Origin of the sequence: Caballeronia sp. LZ062, assembly GCF_031450785.1 — a bacterium.
Lineage (GTDB): Bacteria > Pseudomonadota > Gammaproteobacteria > Burkholderiales > Burkholderiaceae > Caballeronia.
This window is the reverse complement of the sequence record NZ_JARTWB010000002.1, coordinates 25,461-45,681: the sequence shown is the minus strand read 5'-3', so window position 1 is coordinate 45,681 and position 20,221 is coordinate 25,461. Positions and strand designations below refer to the sequence as shown.

The window sequence follows — 20,221 nt, the reverse complement described above, 5'->3', positions numbered from 1 at the left end:
ACATGACGATCACTGCACAAGAAGCCCTGCAACGCACCATCGAGCACCGCGAAATCTTCCACGACGAAATGCTGCATCTCATGCGCCAGATCATGCGCGCGGAGATGTCGCCCGTGATGGCCGCCGCCATCATCACCGGCTTGCGCGTGAAGAAGGAAACCATCGGCGAGATTGCGGCGGCGGCAACGGTCATGCGCGAGTTCGCGAATCATGTCGTGGTCGCGGACAACTCCAATTTCGTGGATATCGTCGGCACGGGCGGCGACGGCTCGCACACATTCAACATCTCGACGGCGTCCATGTTCGTCAGCGCCGCGGCCGGCGCGAAAGTCGCGAAGCACGGCAACCGCGGCGTGTCGAGCAAGTCGGGCAGCGCGGACGTGCTCGAAGCACTCGGCGTCAACATCGACCTGACGCCGGAACAAGTGGCCGCCTCCATCGCCGAAACCGGCATGGGCTTCATGTTCGCGCCGAATCATCATCCGGCCATGAAGAACATCGCGGCCGTGCGGCGCGAACTCGGCGTGCGCACCATCTTCAACATCCTCGGGCCGCTGACGAATCCGGCGAGCGCGCCGAACCAGCTTCAGGGCGTGTTTCACGAAGACCTCGTCGGCATTCAGGTTCGCGTAATGCAGCGGCTCGGGGCGAAACACGTGCTCGTCGTGCACGGTAAGGACGGCATGGACGAAGTGTCGCTCGGCGCGGCGACGAAGGTCGGCGAACTGAAAAACGGCGAAGTGCGCGAGTACGAGATTCATCCGGAAGACTTCGGTTTGCAGATGGTCTCCAACCGCTCGCTCAAAGTGCAGGACGCGCAGGAGTCGAAAGCCATGCTGCTCGGGGCGCTGAACAACAAGGCGGGCGTCGCGCGTGAGATCGTCATACTGAACGCGGGCGCGGCGCTCTATGCCGCCGACATATGCGATTCGATCGCCGACGGCATGACCGCCGCGCGCGAAGCGATCGAAAGCGGCGCGGCGCGCGAGAAGGTCGAGGTATTGGTACGCTTCACGCAGCAATTCACCAAATAACGGAATTCATCATGAGCGACATTCTGGACCGCATCATCGCGGTCAAGCGCGAGGAAGTCCGCGCCGCCGAACAGAGCGCGCCGCTCGAAGAGCTGAAGCTCGAAGCGAGCGCACGCGATCTGCGCGATTTCGTCGGCGCATTGCGCGCGAAGCACGCGGCCGGGCAGGCTGCGGTGATTGCGGAAATCAAGAAGGCGAGCCCGTCGAAAGGCGTGATACGCGAGGACTTCGTGCCCGCCGACATCGCCCGTTCGTACGAGAAAGGCGGCGCCGCGTGCCTTTCCGTGCTCACCGACGTGCAGTTCTTCAAAGGCAGCGTCGCGTATCTCGAAGAAGCGCGCGCCGCGTGCAGCCTGCCGGTGCTGCGCAAAGACTTCATCGTCGATCCTTACCAGGTGATCGAAGCGCGCGCGATGGGCGCGGACTGCATCTTGCTGATCGCAGCGGCACTGGAACTCTCGCAGATGCAGGACCTCGAGGCATACGCGCATTCGCTGGGTCTCGCGGTGCTCGTCGAAGTGCACGACGCCGACGAACTGCGCGACGCGCTCACGCTCAAGACGCCGCTCATCGGCATCAACAATCGCAATCTGCGCACGTTCCAGACGACCATCGACACGACCATCGGCATGCTTGAATCCATGCCGGACGACCGTATCGTGGTGACGGAATCGGGCATCTTGTCGCGGCTCGACGTCGAGCGGCTGCGCGCCATGCGCGTGGACACCTTCCTCGTCGGCGAGGCGTTCATGCGTGCCGACGACCCGGGCGCGGAACTCGCCCGCATGTTCTTTTAACGGGACCGCATCGTGGCAATGGAACGCGAAATCAAGCTGGCGCTGCCGCCGTCGCAACATGACGACGTGGCGCGTTTCTTCGACGAACGCGCCGGCGCGGGCCGGCCGTTCGAGCTCGGCAACGTGTACTTCGACACGCCTTCGCTCGCGCTCGCTGCGGCCAAGGCCGCGCTGCGCCTGCGCCGCACGCCGGACGAATGGCTGCAAACCTATAAGACGCTCGGCGAATCGCGGGCCGGCATGCATAGCCGCCACGAATGGGAAATGCCGGTGAAAGGCGAGGCGCTCGAAATCGACGCGCTGCTCGCCGCCTGCGACGAAGAAGCCGCCCGCGAGGCGCTGAAAGCCGCCGCGCCGGAACTGATCGCGCTGTTTCGCACGGATTACAAGCGCATCGTGTGGGACGTCGAGCATGAGGGCGCGCAGATCGAAGTGGCGCTCGATCTCGGCGAAGTGACAGCGGATGTGGATGGCGAAACGCGTCGCGCGGAGATCAGCGAGCTGGAATTCGAGTTGAAATCTGGTGACGAACACGCGCTGGAAATGCTTTCCGCCGAAGCGCGCGGCGCGTTTCCGGAACTCGCCCCCGAAGATCTGAGCAAGGCGCAGCGCGGCTACCGGCTGCGCGAGCAGCCGCAAAGCGGTATCCAGAACGCCGAAGCATGAATCGTCAGTCTTCCCTTTTCGCGGAGCCGGAGAGCGCGCCGAATGCGCCCGCGCTTCCGACACTCGAAAGCCAGTTCGACGCGCTGCCCGCCGACTGGCGGCGGCATCTGATGCCGTTTATCGAGAGCCCGCGCTTTGCGGCGCTCTGCGCGTTCGTGGATTCGGAGCGCGCCGCCGGCAAAACCGTCTATCCCGCCGACGTCTTTCGTGCGCTGCGTCTCACGCGCCCCGGCGACGTCAAGGTCATCATCCTCGGTCAAGACCCGTATCACGGCGAAGACAAAGGCGCGCCGCAAGCGCACGGCCTCGCGTTTTCGGTGCCCGCGCCGGTGCGCCCGCCGCCGTCGCTGCGCAACATCTTCAAGGAAATTCAGGCGAGTCTCGGCTTCGCTGCGCCGTCGCACGGCTGTCTCGATGCCTGGGCGCAGCAAGGCGTGCTGCTTCTGAACACGTCCTTGACGGTCGAGCGCGACAAGGCGGGCAGTCATGCGAAGCGCGGCTGGGAGCAATGCACGGATACGCTCATCCACGAGATGGCGCTGCGGCACGACGGCCTCGTGTTCATGCTCTGGGGCGCGCACGCGCAGGCGAAGCGCGGGTTGATTGAGGGCACCGGCAAAGCGCACTGCGTGCTGGAAGCGCCGCATCCGTCGCCGCTCTCCGCGCATCGCGGTTTTCTCGGCTGCGGGCATTTCGCGCGGGCGAACGCGTATCTCGTCGAACACGGACGAGCGCCCATCGACTGGCGCTTGCCGCCTGCATGAAAAAACCCGCTGCATCGAACCACGCAGCGGGTTTTGACTATCGGCGGCTCTAGAAGTCGCTTACAGCGCCGCGATGGCCTCGCGCGCTTGCGCCAGCGCCATGCCGGCGGCGTCCGCGCCCATGTTCAGACCTTCGGCGTAGATGAAGTTGACATCGGTCATGCCGAGGAAACCGAGGAACGACTTCAGATACGGCGTCTGCGAGTCGTGCGGCGTGCCGACGTACTTGCCGCCGCGTGCCGACACCACGAACACCTTCTTGCCTTTCACGAGACCTTCCGGACCGTTCGCGGTGTAGCGGAAAGTGATCCCGGCCCGTGCGATCTGGTCGAAATACGCCTTCAACTGCGACGAAATGCCGAAGTTATAGAGCGGCGCGGCGATCACGACGATATCCGCCGCTTGCAGTTCTTCGATCAGCGCGATGCTCTTCGCGTCGATGGCGGCTTGCTCCGGCGTGCGCTTGTCGGCGGGCGTGAAGAACGCGCCCAGCGTGGCGTCGTCCAGATGCGGCAGGTTGTCGGCGAGCAGATTGCGCACAACGACCTTCGCGCCGGGATTGCTTTGTTGCAGCTTCGCGGTGAGTTCGTCGGCGAGCAGCGTCGACTGAGCGCCTTGCGAACGCGCGGCGGAATTGATTTGCAGAATCGTCGTCATGATGGCTTCCTTGCTGAGTGAGGAGCGGGCGCTGAGCGTGCCCGCGTTAGGAAGCATTTTTCGTTTTTCGACGATCGGGAAAAAGCCGCGCCGCCGTGAAGGATCGTTGCACCGGTAGAACAATCCTTCGACGTTTGCCGCTCGTGCCGACGCTCAGCCCTTCAGCCAGCGTTCGCGCCACTGCTTCGACGGACCGCGGCCATCCATCGCGGTTAGCACGTAACGCGACACTTCGGGCGCGTCCAGACGGACTTCGGTGCGGCGCAGTTCGTCGCGGCGAAACGCGTGGACTTCGATTCGCGCGCCCGGCAGATAGCGCGAGAGCAGCGCGTCCAGATTCGATCCGGTGACGCGCAATCCGTCGATGGCGACGAGCACGTCGCCCGCCGAGAGCCCTGCTTTCTGCGCCGCGCCGCCATCATGGACGACCGCGAGCGTCGACTCCGCGCCGCCGCGCACGCGCGCCCCGAGCGACGGCTTGCCGGCCGTGCCGTTCGTCGGCATGTCGGGAGCGAGCGCGATGCCGAACGGCTCGAACAACGCATCGAGCGGCAAATCGCGCGTGCCGCGCACGCCATCGCGAAAGAGCGCGCGCAAATCGGCGCCGGTCGCCTCCGCGAACAGCGCCTCGACTTCGTCCTCGCGGATGCCGCGCGGCTTGCCGTTGTAGAAGTCGCGGCCGTATCGCTGCCACAGCAGGCGCATCACGTCGTCGAGCGACTTGCGGTTATCGGTCTGCGCGCGGATCGACAGATCGAAGGCCAGCGCGAGCAGCGATCCCTTCTGGTAATAGCTGACGATGGCATTCGGCGCGTTCTCGTCGGCGCGGTAGTACTTCACCCACGCGTCGAACGAACTCTGCGCGACCGACTGCTTCAGCCGCCCACTGCCGCGCAGCACGCCGCCGATGGTCTTGCCGAGCAGCGAGAAATAATCGCCCGCGCTGATGAGTCCGCTGCGAACGAGCATCAGGTCGTCGTAATACGACGTGAAGCCCTCGAAGAGCCAAAGCAGCGACGTGTAATTTTCCTGCGACAGATCGTACGGCGCGAACGCCGCCGGCTTGATCCGCTTCACGTTCCACGTATGGAAATACTCGTGGCTGCACAGGCCCAGATACGTGCGATACCCGTCCGTCATCTCCGGGCGGCCTTGCACCGGAAGGTCCGTGCGATTGCAGATAAGCGCCGTCGAAGCGCGATGCTCCAGCCCGCCGTAACCATCGCTGACGGCGACGGTCATGAACACGTAGCGGTCCACCGGCGCTTTTTTCGTGCGCGGCTCGAAGAGCGCGATCTGCGCCTCGCACACGCGCTTCAGGTCCGCTGCGAGCCGCTGCATGTCCAGCGCGAGCACGCGCCCCGCGATCACGATGTCGTGCCTCACGCCGTGCGCGGTGAAGTTGCCGAGCGCGAATTCGCCTAGCGTGACGGGATGATCGACCAGTTCGTCGTAGTTCGCCGCCTCGTAGCTGCCGAAGCCGTAGCGCTTCGTGCCGCGCGATTCGGCAAGCGCCGTCGCGACGCGCCAGTTGCGCAGCGCGCCGCCCGGCGGCGGCTGAATATCCACGACGCACGGCGCGCCCGCCTGCCCTTCCACTGCCAGAAAGACGCTGGTGCCGTTGAAGAAACCGACCGTATCGTCCAGATGCGCGGCGCGCACGGACATGTCCCACGCATAGACCTCATAGCGCAGCGTGATCGGACCGTCGACCGGCGCGGCTTGCCACGCGTGCTTGTCCGTCTTTTCGATCGCGACGCGCCGCCCCGCTTCGTTGAACGCCTGCAGCGTCACGATGTTGCGCGCGAATTCGCGGATCATGTAGCTGCCGGGAATCCACACCGGCAGCAAGAAGCGCTGTCCGGCCGGATCGGGCGTGGCGACAGTCAGCGTCACTTCGAAGAGATGCGCCGCCGGGTTCTTGGGAACGATGCTGTAGCGCACCGGTTGCGGGAGCGAAGTCGTTGCCATGTTCGTCCTTGTTCTTGTTCTGGGCACTGCCCTATTGCGCCGGATGCGCAATGGCAAGCCGTAAACGAAAGGAGGCGCTCTCACGCCTCCTCTTGCCTGAATCGGACCGTGCTCAGTGCGCGGCCGAGATTTCCTTTTCCAGCCGGTCGGCGGGCACCGCGCCCGGCAGACGGCGTCCGTCCGCGAGGAACACGGTCGGCGTGCCGGACACGTTCATCGCGTGGCCGAGCTTCAGGTTCTTGTCGATTGCGGCGGTGTCGCAGGTGCCGGCGGTGGTCGGCGCCTTGCGGTCGAGCATCCAGCTTTCCCAGCTCATCGCGCGGTCTTTGGAGCACCAGATCGACTTCGACTTCTCGGTCGAATCCGGCGAGAGCACCGGATACAGGAACGTGTACACGGTCACGTTGTCGATGGACTTGAGCGACGACTCCAACTGCTTGCAGTACGGGCAGTTCGGATCGGAGAACACCGCGATCTTGCGGCTGCCGTTGCCTTTCACGACCTTCACCGCGTTCTCGAACGGCAGCTTCGCGAAGTCGATCTTGTTGGTTTCCGCAAGCCGCGCTTCGGTCAGATTCTTGTTGCTGCGCGTATCGACGAGATCGCCGATCATCACGTAGTTGCCGGTGGCGTCGCTATAGACGATCTGCGTGCCGAGGTTCACTTCGTAGAGCCCCGGAACCGGCGTCTTGTCGATGCTCTTGATCGTCGCTTCGCCCATGCGCGCTTCGAGCGTCGATTTGAGCTTGTCGGTGGTTTGATCGGCTTGCGCCGAACAGCCGAGGCCGAGCGTCACGGCAAGCGTGGCTGCCGCGGCAATGGCAAGGCGAAGAGTGGTTTTCATGCCGTTTCCCGAGATGTGGGCGGCGCGTGAAGACCGCGCCCGCCGTGGAGAATGAGTGTGACTCGTCGAAATTGACGCCTCACCCGAGCGCCGCCGACACGAGCCAGCGTTTGGCGAGCGGCTGCGCGCCGACGAGCGCCATGCCGGTATTGCGAACCGCGCGCGCGAACGTGCCCTGCGCCGAAAAGAGCCGCTGCATGCCGTCAGTCACAACCATGAGCTTTTGAATGTCCTCGCGGCGCGCGCGCTCGTAGCGGCGCAGCAAGATGGGATCGCCGAGATCGCGGAACGCTTCCTTGTTCGCGATCACATCGGCGAGCGCGGCGACATCGCGCAGTCCGAGATTCATGCCCTGACCGCACAACGGATGGATGAGATGCGCCGCATCGCCGACGAGCGCCACGCGCGGCGCGACGAGCCGGTCCACCGTCTGGAGCCCGAGCGGAAAGCCTTGCGCGGGCGTCACGCACTCCAGCGCGCCGAGCGTGTTCTGCGTGGCGGCTTCCACTTGAGCGGCCAATTGCGCCGGATCGAGCGCGAGCAGTTCGTCCGCGTGCTCGGTGCGCGCGGACCAGACGAGCGAGACGTAGTCGCCCGGAAGCGGCAGGAGCGCGATGATTTCGGTATCGCGGAACCATTGGTAGGCGGTCTCGCCGTGCGGCCGCTCGGCCTTGAAGTTTGCGACGACGCCCGTCTGCCGGTAATCGCGGCGATGCATCTTCGCGCCCATTTGAGCGCGCACCCACGAATGCGCGCCGTCCGCGCCCACGACCAGCTCCGTCTCCAGCGTTTCGCCGCTCGACAGCGTGACGTGCGCGGCGGCGTCCTCGATGGTCATGCCTTGCGCGCGCGCTTCGAACCACGAAAGGCTCGGCTGAAAGCGCAAGGCGGCGTCGAGCGCCTGCTCGATCAACGTCGATTCGACGATCCACGCGAGCTGCGGCACGGAAGCCTGAAACGCCGAGAAGTGCAGTTCCGCGTGCGTGTCGCCGAACACGCGCATGTCGAACACCGGGCCGAGCCGCGAGCGATCGAGCGCCTGCCAGACGCGCAGCCGTTCGAGCAGCGTCTCCGAACTGGACGACAACGCGTAGATGCGCGAATCGAAGACGGCGCCGGGCGGCAAACCGGCCGCGGGCGGCGCGAGCAGCGCGACGCGCCGGCCGGACTGGGCGAGTGCGAGCGCGGCGGTCTTGCCGACGAGCCCGCCACCGACGACGACCGCGTGAAAGGTCAAGGGATGCGAAGTCATGCGGGCATTATAGCTGCGAGGGTTGCGCCGGTTTTGGCGCTGCTCAAAGGACAAGTCGGCGGAAACGCCGGCCCGGCCCGGCGGTACAATACCGGTTTGCCCGGCCGCCGAGCGGCCGCCGCGCTGGCGGGCGCGCTTGTCGCAGCCCGGCGCGCATCGTTTGACGAAACCCGCGCGGCGAAGCGCCGTCTCACCAGTTCGAAGGATTCCATGAGCCTCCAATGCGGCATCGTCGGCTTGCCCAACGTCGGCAAGTCCACGCTTTTCAATGCACTGACCAAGGCGGGGATTGCCGCCGAGAATTATCCGTTCTGCACCATCGAGCCGAATGTCGGCGTCGTGGAAGTGCCGGACGCGCGCCTTCAGGCGCTGGCCGAAATCGTGAAGCCCGAGCGCATCCTGCCGGCCGTCGTCGAGTTCGTCGATATCGCGGGGCTGGTTGCGGGCGCGAGCAAGGGCGAAGGCCTCGGCAACCAGTTTCTCGCGAACATCCGCGAAACGGATGCCATCACGCACGTCGTGCGCTGCTTCGAAGACGAAAACGTGATTCACGTCGCGGGCAAGGTCGATCCGCTCGCGGATATCGAAGTCATCGACACCGAACTCGCGCTCGCCGACCTCGCCACGGTCGAGAAAGCGCTCACGCGTTACTCGAAGGCCGCGAAGTCGGGCAACGACAAGGAAGCGGCGAAGCTCGTCGCAGTGCTCGACAAAGTGCGCGCGCAACTAGATCAGGCGAAGCCCGTGCGCGCGCTTTCGCTGACCGACGAAGAGCAGGCGCTGATCAAGCCGTTCTGCCTCATCACGTCGAAGCCGACGATGTACGTCGCGAACGTCAAGGAAGACGGCTTCGAGAACAACCCGTACCTCGACGCCGTGCGCAAACACGCCGAAGCGGAGGGCGCGCCGGTGGTCGCGGTGTGCGCGGCGATCGAAGCGGAAATCGCCGATCTCGACGATGCCGACAAGCAGGACTTCCTCGCCGACATGGGCATGGACGAGCCGGGGCTGAACCGCGTCATTCGCGCGGGTTTCAAGCTGCTCGGCTTGCAAACGTACTTCACGGCGGGCGTGAAGGAAGTGCGCGCGTGGACCATTCATATCGGCGACACGGCACCGCAGGCGGCCGGCGCGATCCACACGGACTTCGAGCGCGGCTTCATCCGTGCGCAGACCATTTCGTTCGATGACTATGTCGCGTTCAAGGGCGAGCAAGGTGCGAAGGAAGCCGGGAAGATGCGGGCGGAAGGGAAGGAATATGTGGTTCACGACGGGGATGTGATGAACTTCTTGTTCAACGTCTGAGCGTCAAAAGTCGTCACAGCGGCTTGATTCGAAAAGCGGAGTGCCTGAAAAATGGCACTCCGCTTTTTTTATGCGCATATAGCGGCGAAGACCGCCGAAAACCACAACAAGAGACCACAAGAAGATGAAGAGACATTCACGAATCGGCGCGTTCGTCGCGGGTTGCGTGATCGCGCTGACGTGCGCGCCCGCCCATGCTTACTACAACTCGCAGCAACCGAACGAATCCGACCTCGACAACCACCGCCACTATCGCAATCACGACGGCAACGTCATCCATTCTCCCGCCCGCTCGCGCTCCGGCGTCGTCCCGGAAGGCGCAAGCGCCCAATGCCGCGACGGAACCTACAGCTTTAGCCAGCATCACAGCGGAACGTGCTCGCGGCACGGCGGCGTCGCGCGCTGGCAATAGCGGCGCACGCCCGAAGTACAATGACACGCAACCCGGCGCGTGCGTCATTCCGCGCTGGCTTCCGTCGAATACCGAATCGCGCGCCCATTCAGGCGCCGCGTTCATACCCTCACTCACATCACGCACAACATGGCCCAATACGTCTTCACCATGAACCGCGTCGGCAAGATCGTGCCGCCGAAGCGTCAGATTCTGAAAGACATCTCCCTCTCGTTCTTTCCCGGCGCGAAGATCGGTCTGCTCGGGCTGAACGGTTCGGGCAAGTCCACGCTCATCCGGATCATGGCGGGCGTCGATAAGGACATCGAAGGCGAAGCGCAGCCGATGCCCAATCTCAACATCGGCTATCTGCCGCAGGAGCCGCAGCTCGATCCGCAGCAAACCGTGCGGCAAGCCGTCGAGGAAGGTCTCGGCGATGTGTTTCAGGCGCAAAAGAAGCTCGACGAAATCTACGCCGCTTACGCCGAGCCGGACGCCGACTTCGACAAGCTCGCCGCCGAGCAGGCGAAGTACGAAGCCATTCTCGCGACGAGCGATGGCGGCAGTCCCGAGCAGCAACTCGAAGTCGCCGCCGACGCGCTGCGCCTGCCCGCGTGGGACGCGAAAATCGAACATCTGTCGGGCGGCGAAAAGCGTCGCGTCGCGCTGTGCAAGCTCCTCCTGCAAAAGCCCGACATGCTGCTGCTCGACGAGCCGACCAACCACCTCGACGCCGAATCCGTCGAATGGCTCGAACAGTTCCTGACGCGCTATCCGGGCACCGTCGTCGCGGTCACGCACGATCGCTACTTCCTCGACAACGCCGCCGAATGGATTCTCGAACTGGACCGCGGCCACGGCATTCCGTGGAAGGGCAATTATTCGAGCTGGCTCGACCAGAAAGAAGAGCGCCTCAAGCAGGAAGAAGCGAGCGAATCCGCGCGTCAAAAAGCCATCAAGAAAGAACTGGAATGGGTGCGCCAGAATCCGAAGGGACGGCAGGCCAAGTCGAAGGCGCGTATCGCGCGTTTCGAGGAACTCAACAGCCAGGAATACCAGAAGCGCAATGAGACGCAGGAAATCTTCATTCCCGTCGGCGACCGGCTCGGTAACGAAGTCATCGAGTTCAAGAACGTCAGCAAGGCGTACGGCGATCGTCTGCTCATCGACAACCTGAGCATGAAGATTCCGGCAGGCGCGATCGTCGGCATCATCGGGCCGAACGGCGCGGGTAAATCCACGCTGTTCCGCATGTTGACCGGCCGCGAGCAGCCGGATTCCGGCGAAATCATCATGGGGCCGACCGTGCGGCTCGCCTATGTCGATCAGAGCCGCGACGCCCTCGCCGCCGACAAAACCGTCTTCGAGGAAATCTCCGGCGGCGCGGATGTGCTGACGGTCGGCAAGTACGAAACGCCGTCGCGGGCGTATATCGGCCGGTTCAACTTCAAGGGCAGCGATCAGCAGAAGATGGTCGGCAACCTCTCGGGCGGCGAGCGTGGCCGGTTGCATCTGGCGAAGACGCTGATTGCGGGCGGCAACGTGCTGCTGCTCGACGAACCGTCGAACGACCTCGACGTCGAAACGCTGCGCGCGCTCGAAGACGCGCTGCTCGAATTCGCCGGCTCGGTGATGGTCATTTCGCACGACCGCTGGTTCCTGGACCGCATCGCGACGCACATTCTCGCGTTCGAAGGCGAGTCGCACGTCGAATTCTTCGACGGCAACTATCAGGAATACGAGGCCGACAAGCGCAAGCGTCTGGGCGAAGAAGCCGCGAAGCCGAAGCGTCTGCGTTACAAGCCGATCACGCGCTGACCGGCAAAGCGCGTCCAATGCGGTCGCGCGCACCGACACCGCGCCCGAAAATGGCGACTGTCTTGCGACCGTCGCCATTTTCTTTTCGGCGGCACGGCATTGCCTAGAACATGGAGACGCACCAGATGGCGGGACGGCGCGCGCAGCGGGGAGCGCGGTGGGCAATGGGAATCGTGGTGGCGCTCGTCGTCGTGGCCGTCGGCGGCTGGTTGTTGGTCGCGCATCAGATGAAGGAGCGCATTCGCGAGACGCTCGGGCCGAACGGCTCCGTCGATGAAATCGATGTCGGCTTCGGACAGATCACGCTGACACGCGTGCGGCTGCGCGGCCCGCACGACTGGCCGACGATCGACGCGCTGCGCGCCGAGCGCATCGTGCTGGATGTGGACATGCGCGCGGTGCTGTCCAACCGGGTGCATCTGCGCGACGTGAGCGTCGACAACTATTACCTTTCGATTGCCCGTTCCGCCGATGGCCGCGTGCGCGTGCTGCCCGGTCTCAAGGAAACGGCGCGCGACGCCGACGCGAAGCCCGGCGACAAACCCGCGCAGCACGCGGACGAGGAAAAACTAATCGACCGCGTGTCGTTCGAGCGCGGCGCGATGGAGTTCTTCGATGCCTCCGTGCGCCAGCCGCCGTATCGCGTGCTGATCAGCGATGCGCGCGCGACCATCGATCATTTGCATTTGCCCGCGCTCACCGACCGCACCGCACTTTCGATGAACGGTTCCATCAAAGGTCCGTCGCACACGGGCGCTGTATCGTGGGGCGGCTGGATGGTGATCGCAAACAAGGATTCCCAGACGCGGGTGACGCTGCGCAGCGTCGATGTTTCGACGCTCGATCCATATCTGCTGAAAAAGGCCGGCGCGAAGACAGCCGTGACGGGCGGCACCATCGACATGACCGTCGACTCGACCATCCGCAATTACCGCATTCACGCGCCGGGAACGCTCACGCTGAACCACTTGCAGATCAGCGACGGCGACAGCCCGCTCGACACCTTCCTCTCCATTCCGACGAAAGCCGCGATTGCCGCGCTGAAGGACCGCAAGGAGGAGATCAAGCTCGACTTCCTGCTGGACGGCGACCTGCGCGATCCGAAGTTCTCGCTCTCGGAAAGTCTCTCGAAGAAGCTGGCGGCCGGCTTCGCGAAAGCGCTCGGCGTGAGCGCGGAAGGCGTGGCGAAGGGCGCGGGGGAAACGGTGAAGGGAATCGGCAACGCGCTGAAGAATCTGCTGGGGCAGTAGCGCGTTGCCGTGTGTACTGCGCGGAACGGCTTAGACCGAAACGCCGAGCGCGCGCAGCTTCGCTTCCGTTTCCGGCGCGCCGGTGTGATGCACGCCGTGCCAGCCGAGATCGGTCGCGGCTTGCGCGTTCGCCGCGTTGTCGTCGATGAAAACGAGTTCGTGCGGGTGGACGTCCGGCAGATGCTTCTCGATTTCCGCGCGCATCAGCGCGAAAATCTGCGGATTCGGCTTGACCAGCCCGACGCGCCCCGACACCACGATTTCCTTGAAGCGCCGCAGCACGTCGAAGCGCTCCCACGCATACGGGAACGTCTCGGCTGACCAGTTCGTCAGCCCGAAAAGCGGCATGCCGGCGGCATCCAGCCGGTCGACGAGCGCGACGCCTTCTTCCAGCACGCCCGCCACCATTTCGTGCCAGCGCGCATAGAACGCGCGGATCAGCGGTTCGTGCTCCGGATACAGCGCGACGAGTTCGGCGGTGCCCTCTTCGACGCTTTGCCCGCCGTCCTGCTGCACGACCCATTCCATCTTGCAGACGTTGTCCAGAAACCAGCGGCGCTCGGTTTCATCCGGAATCAGCTGCTTGTAGAGATATTCCCGGTTCCAGTCGATCAGCACGCCGCCGAAATCGAACACGACTGCTTTGATGGTCATCGCCCGTTGCTCCCTTCTCGTTTCAAACAGCCTGCGTCCGCTTCTCCAGCCAAGCCTTCGCCGCGCCCTCGACGTGCGGCGACACGCGCCGCCGCACCGTCTCGTGATACGCGTTCAGCCACGCGCGCTCGTCGTCGCGCAACAGCGACAAGTCGATGCAGCGCGTGTCGATCGGGCACAGCGTCAGCGTTTCGAACGAAAGGAAATCGCCGAATTCGGTCTTGCCCGCGCTCCGATTCAGCACCAGATTTTCGATGCGGATGCCCCACTTGCCCGGCCGATAGATGCCCGGCTCGATCGATGTGATCATGCCTTCTTCCATGGCCGTCCACGGTTCGGCGGGCGCGTAATGCGAGATGACTTGCGGGCCTTCGTGCACGTTGAGGAAGTAGCCGACGCCGTGGCCCGTGCCGTGACCATAGTCCGCGCCCGCTTCCCAGATCGGCGCGCGGGCGATGGAATCGAGCATCGGCGAACGGATGCCGCGCGGAAAGCGCGCTCGCGAGAGCGCAATCGTGCCTTTGAGCACCGTGGTGAAGTCGCGCTTGTGCTCGGCGGTGATGTCGCCGACGGGCACGACGCGCGTGATGTCGGTCGTGCCGCTCAGATACTGGCCGCCGGAATCGATCAGCAGCAGTCCATTGCCTTCGATCACCGAATGCGACGCCTCGGTCGCGCGGTAATGCGGCATCGCGCCGTTCGCATTGAAGCCCGCAATCGTGCCGAAACTCAGCGTAACGAAGCCCGGCCGCCGCGCGCGCGCCGCCGTGAGCTTCTCGTCGATGGTGAGTTCCGTGATGCGCTCGCGGCCCAGCGCGTCCTCGAACCACGCGAAGAACTCGGCCAGCGCCGCGCCGTCCTGCTCCATGGTCGCGCGAATTTGCTCGGCTTCCGCCGCCGTCTTGCGCGATTTCGCGAACGTCGACGGATTCACCGCCTCGACGATCTTCACCGCCGACGGCACCTTCTCCAGCAAGCCGTGCGTGATGCGGCGCGGATCGACGAGCAACGTCGAGCCCGCTGGCAGTGAAGCCAGCGCCTGCATCGCGTTCGCGTAGGGTGCGACGCGCACGTTATCGCGGGCAAGCGCCGCCTCGAGCGTGTCGGGCACTTTGCCCTCGGCGACGAAGAGCGTCGCATCGTCCAGACCGACGAGCGCGTGCGCGACGAACACCGGGTTGTAGCTGACATCGGCGCCGCGCAGATTGAAGAGCCAGGCGAGATCGTCGAGCGTCGAGACGAAATGCCAATGCGCGCCCTTCGCGCGCATGGCGTCGCGGATATGCGCGAGCTTTTCCGCGCGGCTGACGCTCGCATGCGGCGCGGCGTGTTCGTAGACGGGCGCATCGGGCAGGCCGGGACGCTCGGGCCAAACGGAATCGAGCACGTCCAGGTCCGTGCGAAGCGTGATGCCGCGCGCGGTCAGCGCGTCGGCGAGCGTGCGCGCCGCCGCCACGCCGAGCACCGCGCCGTCCACCGCGACCGCGCCGCCGGACGGCATGTTCTCCGCGAGCCATTCGACGTGCGGCGCCGTCTGCTGCCCGCCCATCATCTTCATGAGCGCGATGCCCGTGCCGGCCAGTTGCGCTTCGGCCTGCGTCCAGTAGCGGCTATCGACCCAGACGCCCGCGAAGTCCTTCGTCACGACGAGCGTGCCGACCGAGCCCGTGAAGCCAGAGAGCCATTGACGCCCCTGCCAGCGCGCCGGCAAGTATTCGGACAGATGTGGATCGGCCGACGGAACGAGGACAGCGTCGATGCGGTCTGCCGCCATCCGGCTGCGCAGCGTTTCGACGCGCGCGGCGAAGGTCGACGGTTCGGGAACAGCGGAATGTGCGATGCGGTCGTTCATGAATCACCTGCCTGAAAGTGGCGGATAAAGATGCGAAAAACTCAGCGGCGCGCGGCCAGCCCGACGGTCGCCGTCACGGCGACGAGCGCGAACAGCGTGCACGCGAGCCATTCGAGCGTCTCGCCGTCGTGATAGATGTCGATGATATTGCCGAACATGCGCGCGACCACGGTGGCGATCACACCCGCGACGACGGCGGCCCAAAAGCGACCGGCTGCGCCCTGACCGACGCGGCCGGCCCGCCGCAGCGGATGCAGCCACCAACCGGCCGCGCCGATAACCGCGCCGAGGAAAATTAAGCCGATCCAGCTCATCGCGAACGCCGCTCCATTGGCTCATAACAATAAAAACGGCGCGCGGCGCCGGACGTGAGCGAACGAGTTTAGGGGGCCGGGTTGGCGAAGGCAAGCGCCTCGAAATGACGGGCATTCAATCGATTCTCACAATCGGTTCTGCGAATATGCCTAAAAATGAAATGGCGCGCGGGTGCTAAAATCGGAAATATTTCTTTGGCCGGCAGATTGATTTTCTTCAATCGACGGCCTCGCAATTCCGTCGGTCAGGTGTTGTCGCACTGAGAGCGGGCAAACTGGCGGCGAACCGTGTACAAAGCATCATGAGCGACAACAAGCTGATTTCTCTCGGTGGTCTGGAAATAATCATGACCTATCGCGGCGCGACGCAAGAACGGCGCGAGAATCTGCGCGGCGTGCTGCGTCATCTCGACCGCACTTACCGCGACTACGTGCTGTATCTGATCGAAGCCGACTCCACGCCGACATTCCACTGGTCCGGTCTCGGCGACGAGAAAATCCGTCACATCTTCATTCACGACGACGGGCCTTTTCCAAAAGCGAAACTTTGCAATCTCGGCGCGCGTTTATGTACTGGAAATATCATCTGTTTCCACGACGCCGATATGATTGCCAATCCCGATTATCTGGCGGTATGTGTCGGCTCTCTCCGAGACGGAACCGCGAGCGATGCGCTATGCCCGTTTTTGCGCGTCATTAATATCACGAGCGATTATCGAAGCGATTTCATCCTGTCGGGCGATTACGCCGCACTGGAAACGCATCTCGAATCCGATTTACCGGACGGAATGGAAGTGCTTTATGAAAACACGCCCGGCGCAATCGTGCTGATAAAGCGTTCCGAATACATGCGCGTGGGCGGCTACGATCCGCGCTTCACCGGCTGGGGTGGCGAGGACGACGACCTGCTCTCGCGTGCCACGCGCCTCGGCGTGCGCTGGCATTCCATTCCCGAATCGCGCGCGGCCCTGTTTCATTTGCATCACGACGCCACGTCGCGGCACGACGCCATTGCCGCCGCCGAGCGCAACCGCAAAGCCGCCGCCGAAACGCGCGCACTGACGCTACACGATCTCGAGGCGCGCGCCGCCGAACTCGCCAAATACTTTGATTAAGCAGCCGCTGCGGTCGATTGTCGCGCCGAATAGCAGCGTCTTGCCGGCCAACGCCGCGTTGCCGTGCGTGGTGCGTCCCCGAATGCCGCCTATAAATGAACGAATTCGTAAAACGCTATAATATTGGGCTATCTGAAAGGCCAACGGCTTAGGCCGCGCGCATAACCCCATGCAGCTCCTCACGATCGGAATCAACCACCACACTGCGCCTGTCGCCCTGCGCGAACGCGTGGCGTTTCCGCTCGAACAGCTCAAGCCCGCGCTTTCCGCACTGAAGGACGTCTGGCTCGGCCCGCTCGCGAAGGCTTCGCCCGAAGCGGCCATTCTGTCCACCTGCAATCGCACCGAGCTCTACTGCGCGACGGACGACAGCGCCGCCCGCGACGCCGCCATCCAGTGGCTCTCGAAGTACCACAATCTGCCGGTTTCCGAACTCGCGCCGCACGTCTACGCGCTGCCGCAGTCGGAAGCCGTGCGCCACGCGTTTCGCGTCGCGTCCGGGCTGGATTCCATGGTGCTCGGCGAAACACAGATCGTCGGTCAGATGAAGGACGCCGTGCGCACCGCATCGGAAGCGGGCGCGCTCGGCACGTATCTGAACCAGCTTTTTCAGCGGACGTTCGCGGTCGCAAAGGAAGTGCGCTCGACGACTGAAATCGGCGCGCAGTCCGTGTCGATGGCCGCCGCCGCAGTGCGCCTCGCGGAGCGAATCTTCGAGGACATTTCGAGCCAGCGCGTGCTGTTCATCGGCGCGGGCGAGATGATCGAACTTTGCGCGACGCACTTTGCCGCGCAGAACCCGCGCGAACTGGTCGTCGCGAACCGCACCGCCGAACGCGGCGAAAAGCTCGCGGAGCGCTTCAACGGCCGCGCCATTCCGCTGTCCGAGCTGCCCACGCGCATGCACGAGTTCGACATCATCGTGTCGTGCACGGCGTCGACGCTGCCTATCATCGGTCTTGGCGCAGTCGAGCGCGCCGTGCGCGCGCGCCGGCATCGGCCGATCTTCATGGTCGATCTCGCCGTGCCGCGCGATATCGAGCCGGAAGTCGGCAATCTGCAGGACGTGTTCCTCTATACGGTGGACGACCTCGGCGCCATCGTCCGCGAAGGCAATGCGTCGCGGCAAGCGGCGGTCGCGCAGGCCGAAGCGATCATCGAAACGCGCGTCGCGAACTTCATGCAGTGGCTGGATGCGCGCAGCATCGTTCCGGTCATCCGCCATATGCACACGCAGGCCGACGCCCTGCGCCGCGCCGAAGTCGAACGCGCCCGCAAGATGCTCGCGCGCGGCGACGATCCGGCTGCCGTGCTCGAAGCCCTCTCGCAAGCGCTCACGAACAAGCTCATTCACGGTCCCACCCACGCGCTCAACCGCGCGAGCCGCGAAGAGCGCGACCAGCTCATCGGCCTGATGAGCGGCTTCTACCGCCACGGCGGCGCGGGCAGCGATTCGTCGGACCGTTAGCGGCCGTCTCTTTGCTATTCTCAAATGCTCCGCGTCTGATGCGCGGCGGCTTCTCCGATTGCAGTTTTTCCTGACGCCCGAGCGCGTCATTCCCGCCCGATGAAATCCAGCATGCAAAGCAAGCTCGACCAGCTTGCAAAACGGCAGGTCGATCTCAACGAACTGTTGAGCCGCGAAGACGTGACGTCCGACATGGACCAGTACCGCAAGCTCACGCGCGAACACGCGGAAATCAGCCCGATCGTCGAGCAATACGCGCTCTGGCGTCAGGCGCTGACCGACGAAGCCACCGCGCAGGAACTGCTCGCCGACCCTTCCATGCGCGATTTCGCCGAAGAAGAAATCGGCGAGGCGCGCGAGCGCATGGTCAAGATCGAAAGCGACTTGCAAACGATGCTGCTGCCGAAGGACCCGAACGACGAACGCAACATCTTCATCGAAATTCGCGCGGGCACGGGCGGCGACGAATCGGCGCTCTTCGCGGGCGACTTGCTGCGCATGTATCTGCGTTACGCGGAACGCAACCGCTGGACGGCGGAGACGATGTCCGAAAGCGTTTCGGACCTCGGCGGCTACAAGGAAGTCATCGTGCGGATCGCGGGGCAAGGCGCGTATTCGCGGCTCAAGTTCGAATCGGGCGGGCATCGCGTGCAGCGCGTCCCGGCGACGGAAACGCAGGGGCGCATTCACACGTCGGCCTGCACGGTCGCGGTCATGCCGGAAGCCGACGAAATCAGCGAAGTCGTCATCAATCCGGCCGATTTGCGTATCGACACGTTCCGCGCGTCGGGCGCGGGCGGGCAGCACATCAACAAGACGGATTCGGCGGTGCGCGTCACGCACTTGCCGACGGGCATCGTCGTCGAATGTCAGGACGACCGCTCGCAGCACAAGAACAAGGATCGCGCGCTGAAGGTGCTCGCCGCGCGCATCAAGGACAAGCAGTATCACGAGCAGCACGCGAAGGAAGCCGCGACGCGCAAGAGCCTGATCGGTTCCGGCGACCGCTCGGAACGCATTCGGACGTACAACTTCCCGCAAGGGCGCATGACGGATCACCGCATCAACCTGACGCTCTACAAGCTCGAACACATCATGGACGGCGATCTCGACGAACTGATCGGCGCGCTCGTGTCCGAGCATCAGGCGGAACTGCTCGCGGCGCTCGGGGAAGCGGAGTGACGACAGCGGCGGATTTGCTGCGCGCCTCGCCGCTGCCCGCGCTCGAAACACGCGTGCTGCTCACGCACGTGCTCGGCTGGCGGCGCACGGAACTGATCACGCGCGACGCCGAAACGCTCGATGACGCGGCCGTCGCGCGCTTCGAGGCGCTCGCGGCGCGCCGCGTCGCGGGCGAACCGATTGCGCAACTGACCGGCAAGCGCGAATTCTTCGGCCTCGGCTTCGACGTGACGCCCGACGTGCTGATTCCGCGTCCGGAGACCGAATTGCTTGTCGAAACGGCGCTCGACGCCATCTCCGGGATGCCGAATGCCCGGGTGCTCGATCTCGGCACCGGAACGGGCGCCATCGCCATCGCGATTGCGCATGCGCGGCCCGATGCGCGCGTTTTTGCCGTGGACCGCTCTCCGGCCGCGCTCGATGTCGCCCGGCGCAACGCGGAGCGGCTGCTCGATCGGGCACGCGCGGGCGGCGCGCTCACGTTCGTCGAAAGCGACTGGACGGCGAGCGTCGATGCATCGCTGCGCTTTGACGCCATCGTCAGCAATCCGCCGTACATCGCGAGCGACGATCCGCATCTCGCGCAAGGCGACCTGCGCTTCGAGCCGCGCGGCGCGCTCACCGACGAGGCCGACGGCCTTTCGGCGATCCGCGTCATCGTCGAAACGGCGCCTTTGCTGCTCTCGCGCGCGGGCGCGCTGTGGATCGAGCACGGCTACGATCAGGCCGACGCCGTGCGCCAGTTACTGTCCGCGCGCGGCTTCACTGCCGTGCGCTCCATGCGCGATCTCGCGGGCATCGAACGGATCAGCGGCGGCCTCGCCGCGCCTTGACCGACAGCCCGGACAGGCGAAATCCGCTATCATTTCGAGACTCACCTTCTTCGC

The 20,221-nt window shown here is 64.5% G+C and carries 19 protein-coding genes; 12 read left to right on the top strand and 7 right to left on the bottom strand.

Annotated elements, in window-relative coordinates:
* Nucleotides 1-2 precede the first annotated feature (2 nt).
* The 4 genes from trpD to P9239_RS06255 are packed head-to-tail and all read left to right on the top strand — an operon-like array spanning nucleotide 3 to nucleotide 3,261.
* Nucleotides 3-1,034 carry an anthranilate phosphoribosyltransferase gene (gene trpD / locus P9239_RS06270; RefSeq protein ID WP_309749675.1) on the top strand — a complete coding sequence of 344 codons (1,032 nt, stop codon included), beginning with the start codon at nucleotides 3-5 and terminating at the stop codon, nucleotides 1,032-1,034.
* Between the two features lie 11 nt (nucleotides 1,035-1,045).
* Nucleotides 1,046-1,831 carry an indole-3-glycerol phosphate synthase TrpC gene (trpC, locus tag P9239_RS06265; protein ID WP_309749674.1) on the top strand — a complete coding sequence of 262 codons (786 nt, stop codon included), beginning with the start codon at nucleotides 1,046-1,048 and terminating at the stop codon, nucleotides 1,829-1,831.
* Nucleotides 1,832-1,843: 12 nt separating this feature from the next.
* On the top strand, nucleotides 1,844-2,497 hold the full coding sequence (locus P9239_RS06260) for a CYTH domain-containing protein (RefSeq protein ID WP_309749673.1): 654 nt from the start codon (nucleotides 1,844-1,846) through the stop codon (nucleotides 2,495-2,497).
* Nucleotides 2,494-3,261, top strand: a complete 768-nt coding sequence (locus P9239_RS06255) for a uracil-DNA glycosylase (RefSeq protein WP_309749672.1) — start codon at nucleotides 2,494-2,496, stop codon at nucleotides 3,259-3,261. Before P9239_RS06260 ends, P9239_RS06255 begins: the two co-directional genes overlap by 4 nt.
* 60 nt (nucleotides 3,262-3,321) lie before the next feature.
* Here the strand turns inward: P9239_RS06255 and P9239_RS06250 are convergent, their stop codons facing one another.
* The 4 genes from P9239_RS06250 to P9239_RS06235 all read right to left on the bottom strand — a co-directional run bounded on the left by P9239_RS06250 (nucleotide 3,322) and on the right by P9239_RS06235 (nucleotide 7,985).
* Complete coding sequence (locus P9239_RS06250) at nucleotides 3,322-3,918, bottom strand: NAD(P)H-dependent oxidoreductase (protein WP_309749671.1); 597 nt, start codon at nucleotides 3,916-3,918, stop codon at nucleotides 3,322-3,324.
* Between the two features lie 153 nt (nucleotides 3,919-4,071).
* A complete protein-coding gene (locus P9239_RS06245) occupies nucleotides 4,072-5,889 on the bottom strand; it encodes a PDZ domain-containing protein (protein WP_309749670.1) in 1,818 nt (605 codons plus the stop codon).
* Between the two features lie 112 nt (nucleotides 5,890-6,001).
* A complete protein-coding gene (locus tag P9239_RS06240) occupies nucleotides 6,002-6,733 on the bottom strand; it encodes a DsbC family protein (RefSeq protein ID WP_309749669.1) in 732 nt (243 codons plus the stop codon).
* Nucleotides 6,734-6,812: 79 nt separating this feature from the next.
* Nucleotides 6,813-7,985, bottom strand: a complete 1,173-nt coding sequence (locus P9239_RS06235; protein ID WP_309749668.1) for a UbiH/UbiF family hydroxylase — start codon at nucleotides 7,983-7,985, stop codon at nucleotides 6,813-6,815.
* Between the two features lie 210 nt (nucleotides 7,986-8,195).
* Between P9239_RS06235 and ychF the strand changes: the two genes are divergently transcribed.
* From ychF to P9239_RS06215, 4 genes are all read left to right on the top strand, one after another.
* Entirely contained in the window at nucleotides 8,196-9,290 is a 1,095-nt protein-coding gene (ychF, locus tag P9239_RS06230) for a redox-regulated ATPase YchF (protein WP_309749667.1), read from the top strand.
* Nucleotides 9,291-9,414: 124 nt separating this feature from the next.
* Nucleotides 9,415-9,702, top strand: a complete 288-nt coding sequence (locus P9239_RS06225; protein ID WP_309749666.1) for a DUF3761 domain-containing protein — start codon at nucleotides 9,415-9,417, stop codon at nucleotides 9,700-9,702.
* Between the two features lie 129 nt (nucleotides 9,703-9,831).
* A complete protein-coding gene (ettA, locus tag P9239_RS06220; protein ID WP_309749665.1) occupies nucleotides 9,832-11,499 on the top strand; it encodes an energy-dependent translational throttle protein EttA in 1,668 nt (555 codons plus the stop codon).
* Between the two features lie 125 nt (nucleotides 11,500-11,624).
* Nucleotides 11,625-12,749 (top strand): DUF748 domain-containing protein, encoded by a 1,125-nt coding sequence (locus P9239_RS06215; protein WP_309753914.1) that lies wholly within the window; start codon nucleotides 11,625-11,627, stop codon nucleotides 12,747-12,749.
* A 30-nt stretch (nucleotides 12,750-12,779) separates the two neighbouring features.
* Here P9239_RS06215 and P9239_RS06210 read toward each other — a convergent pair whose 3' ends face one another.
* The 3 genes from P9239_RS06210 to P9239_RS06200 are packed head-to-tail and all read right to left on the bottom strand — an operon-like array spanning nucleotide 12,780 to nucleotide 15,569.
* Nucleotides 12,780-13,403, bottom strand: coding sequence for an HAD-IA family hydrolase (locus P9239_RS06210; RefSeq protein ID WP_309749664.1), 624 nt, complete (start codon nucleotides 13,401-13,403; stop codon nucleotides 12,780-12,782).
* A 22-nt stretch (nucleotides 13,404-13,425) separates the two neighbouring features.
* Nucleotides 13,426-15,255 (bottom strand): aminopeptidase P family protein, encoded by a 1,830-nt coding sequence (locus P9239_RS06205; RefSeq protein WP_309749663.1) that lies wholly within the window; start codon nucleotides 15,253-15,255, stop codon nucleotides 13,426-13,428.
* Nucleotides 15,256-15,296: 41 nt separating this feature from the next.
* Nucleotides 15,297-15,569 carry a hypothetical protein gene (locus P9239_RS06200; protein WP_309749662.1) on the bottom strand — a complete coding sequence of 91 codons (273 nt, stop codon included), beginning with the start codon at nucleotides 15,567-15,569 and terminating at the stop codon, nucleotides 15,297-15,299.
* 302 nt (nucleotides 15,570-15,871) lie between these two features.
* Here P9239_RS06200 and P9239_RS06195 point away from each other — a divergent pair, with 302 nt between their 5' ends.
* The 4 genes from P9239_RS06195 (at nucleotide 15,872) to prmC (ending at nucleotide 20,167) form a co-directional block, all read left to right on the top strand.
* Complete coding sequence (locus tag P9239_RS06195) at nucleotides 15,872-16,684, top strand: glycosyltransferase family 2 protein (protein WP_309749661.1); 813 nt, start codon at nucleotides 15,872-15,874, stop codon at nucleotides 16,682-16,684.
* Nucleotides 16,685-16,853: 169 nt separating this feature from the next.
* The gene (gene hemA / locus P9239_RS06190; protein ID WP_309749660.1) at nucleotides 16,854-18,152 is read left to right on the top strand and encodes a glutamyl-tRNA reductase; all 1,299 of its coding nucleotides are present in this window, start codon (nucleotides 16,854-16,856) and stop codon (nucleotides 18,150-18,152) included.
* A 99-nt stretch (nucleotides 18,153-18,251) separates the two neighbouring features.
* Nucleotides 18,252-19,334 (top strand): peptide chain release factor 1, encoded by a 1,083-nt coding sequence (prfA, locus tag P9239_RS06185; protein ID WP_309749659.1) that lies wholly within the window; start codon nucleotides 18,252-18,254, stop codon nucleotides 19,332-19,334.
* A complete protein-coding gene (gene prmC, locus P9239_RS06180; protein WP_309749658.1) occupies nucleotides 19,331-20,167 on the top strand; it encodes a peptide chain release factor N(5)-glutamine methyltransferase in 837 nt (278 codons plus the stop codon). The genes prfA and prmC overlap by 4 nt, the downstream gene beginning before the upstream one ends.
* Nucleotides 20,168-20,221 lie beyond the last annotated feature (54 nt).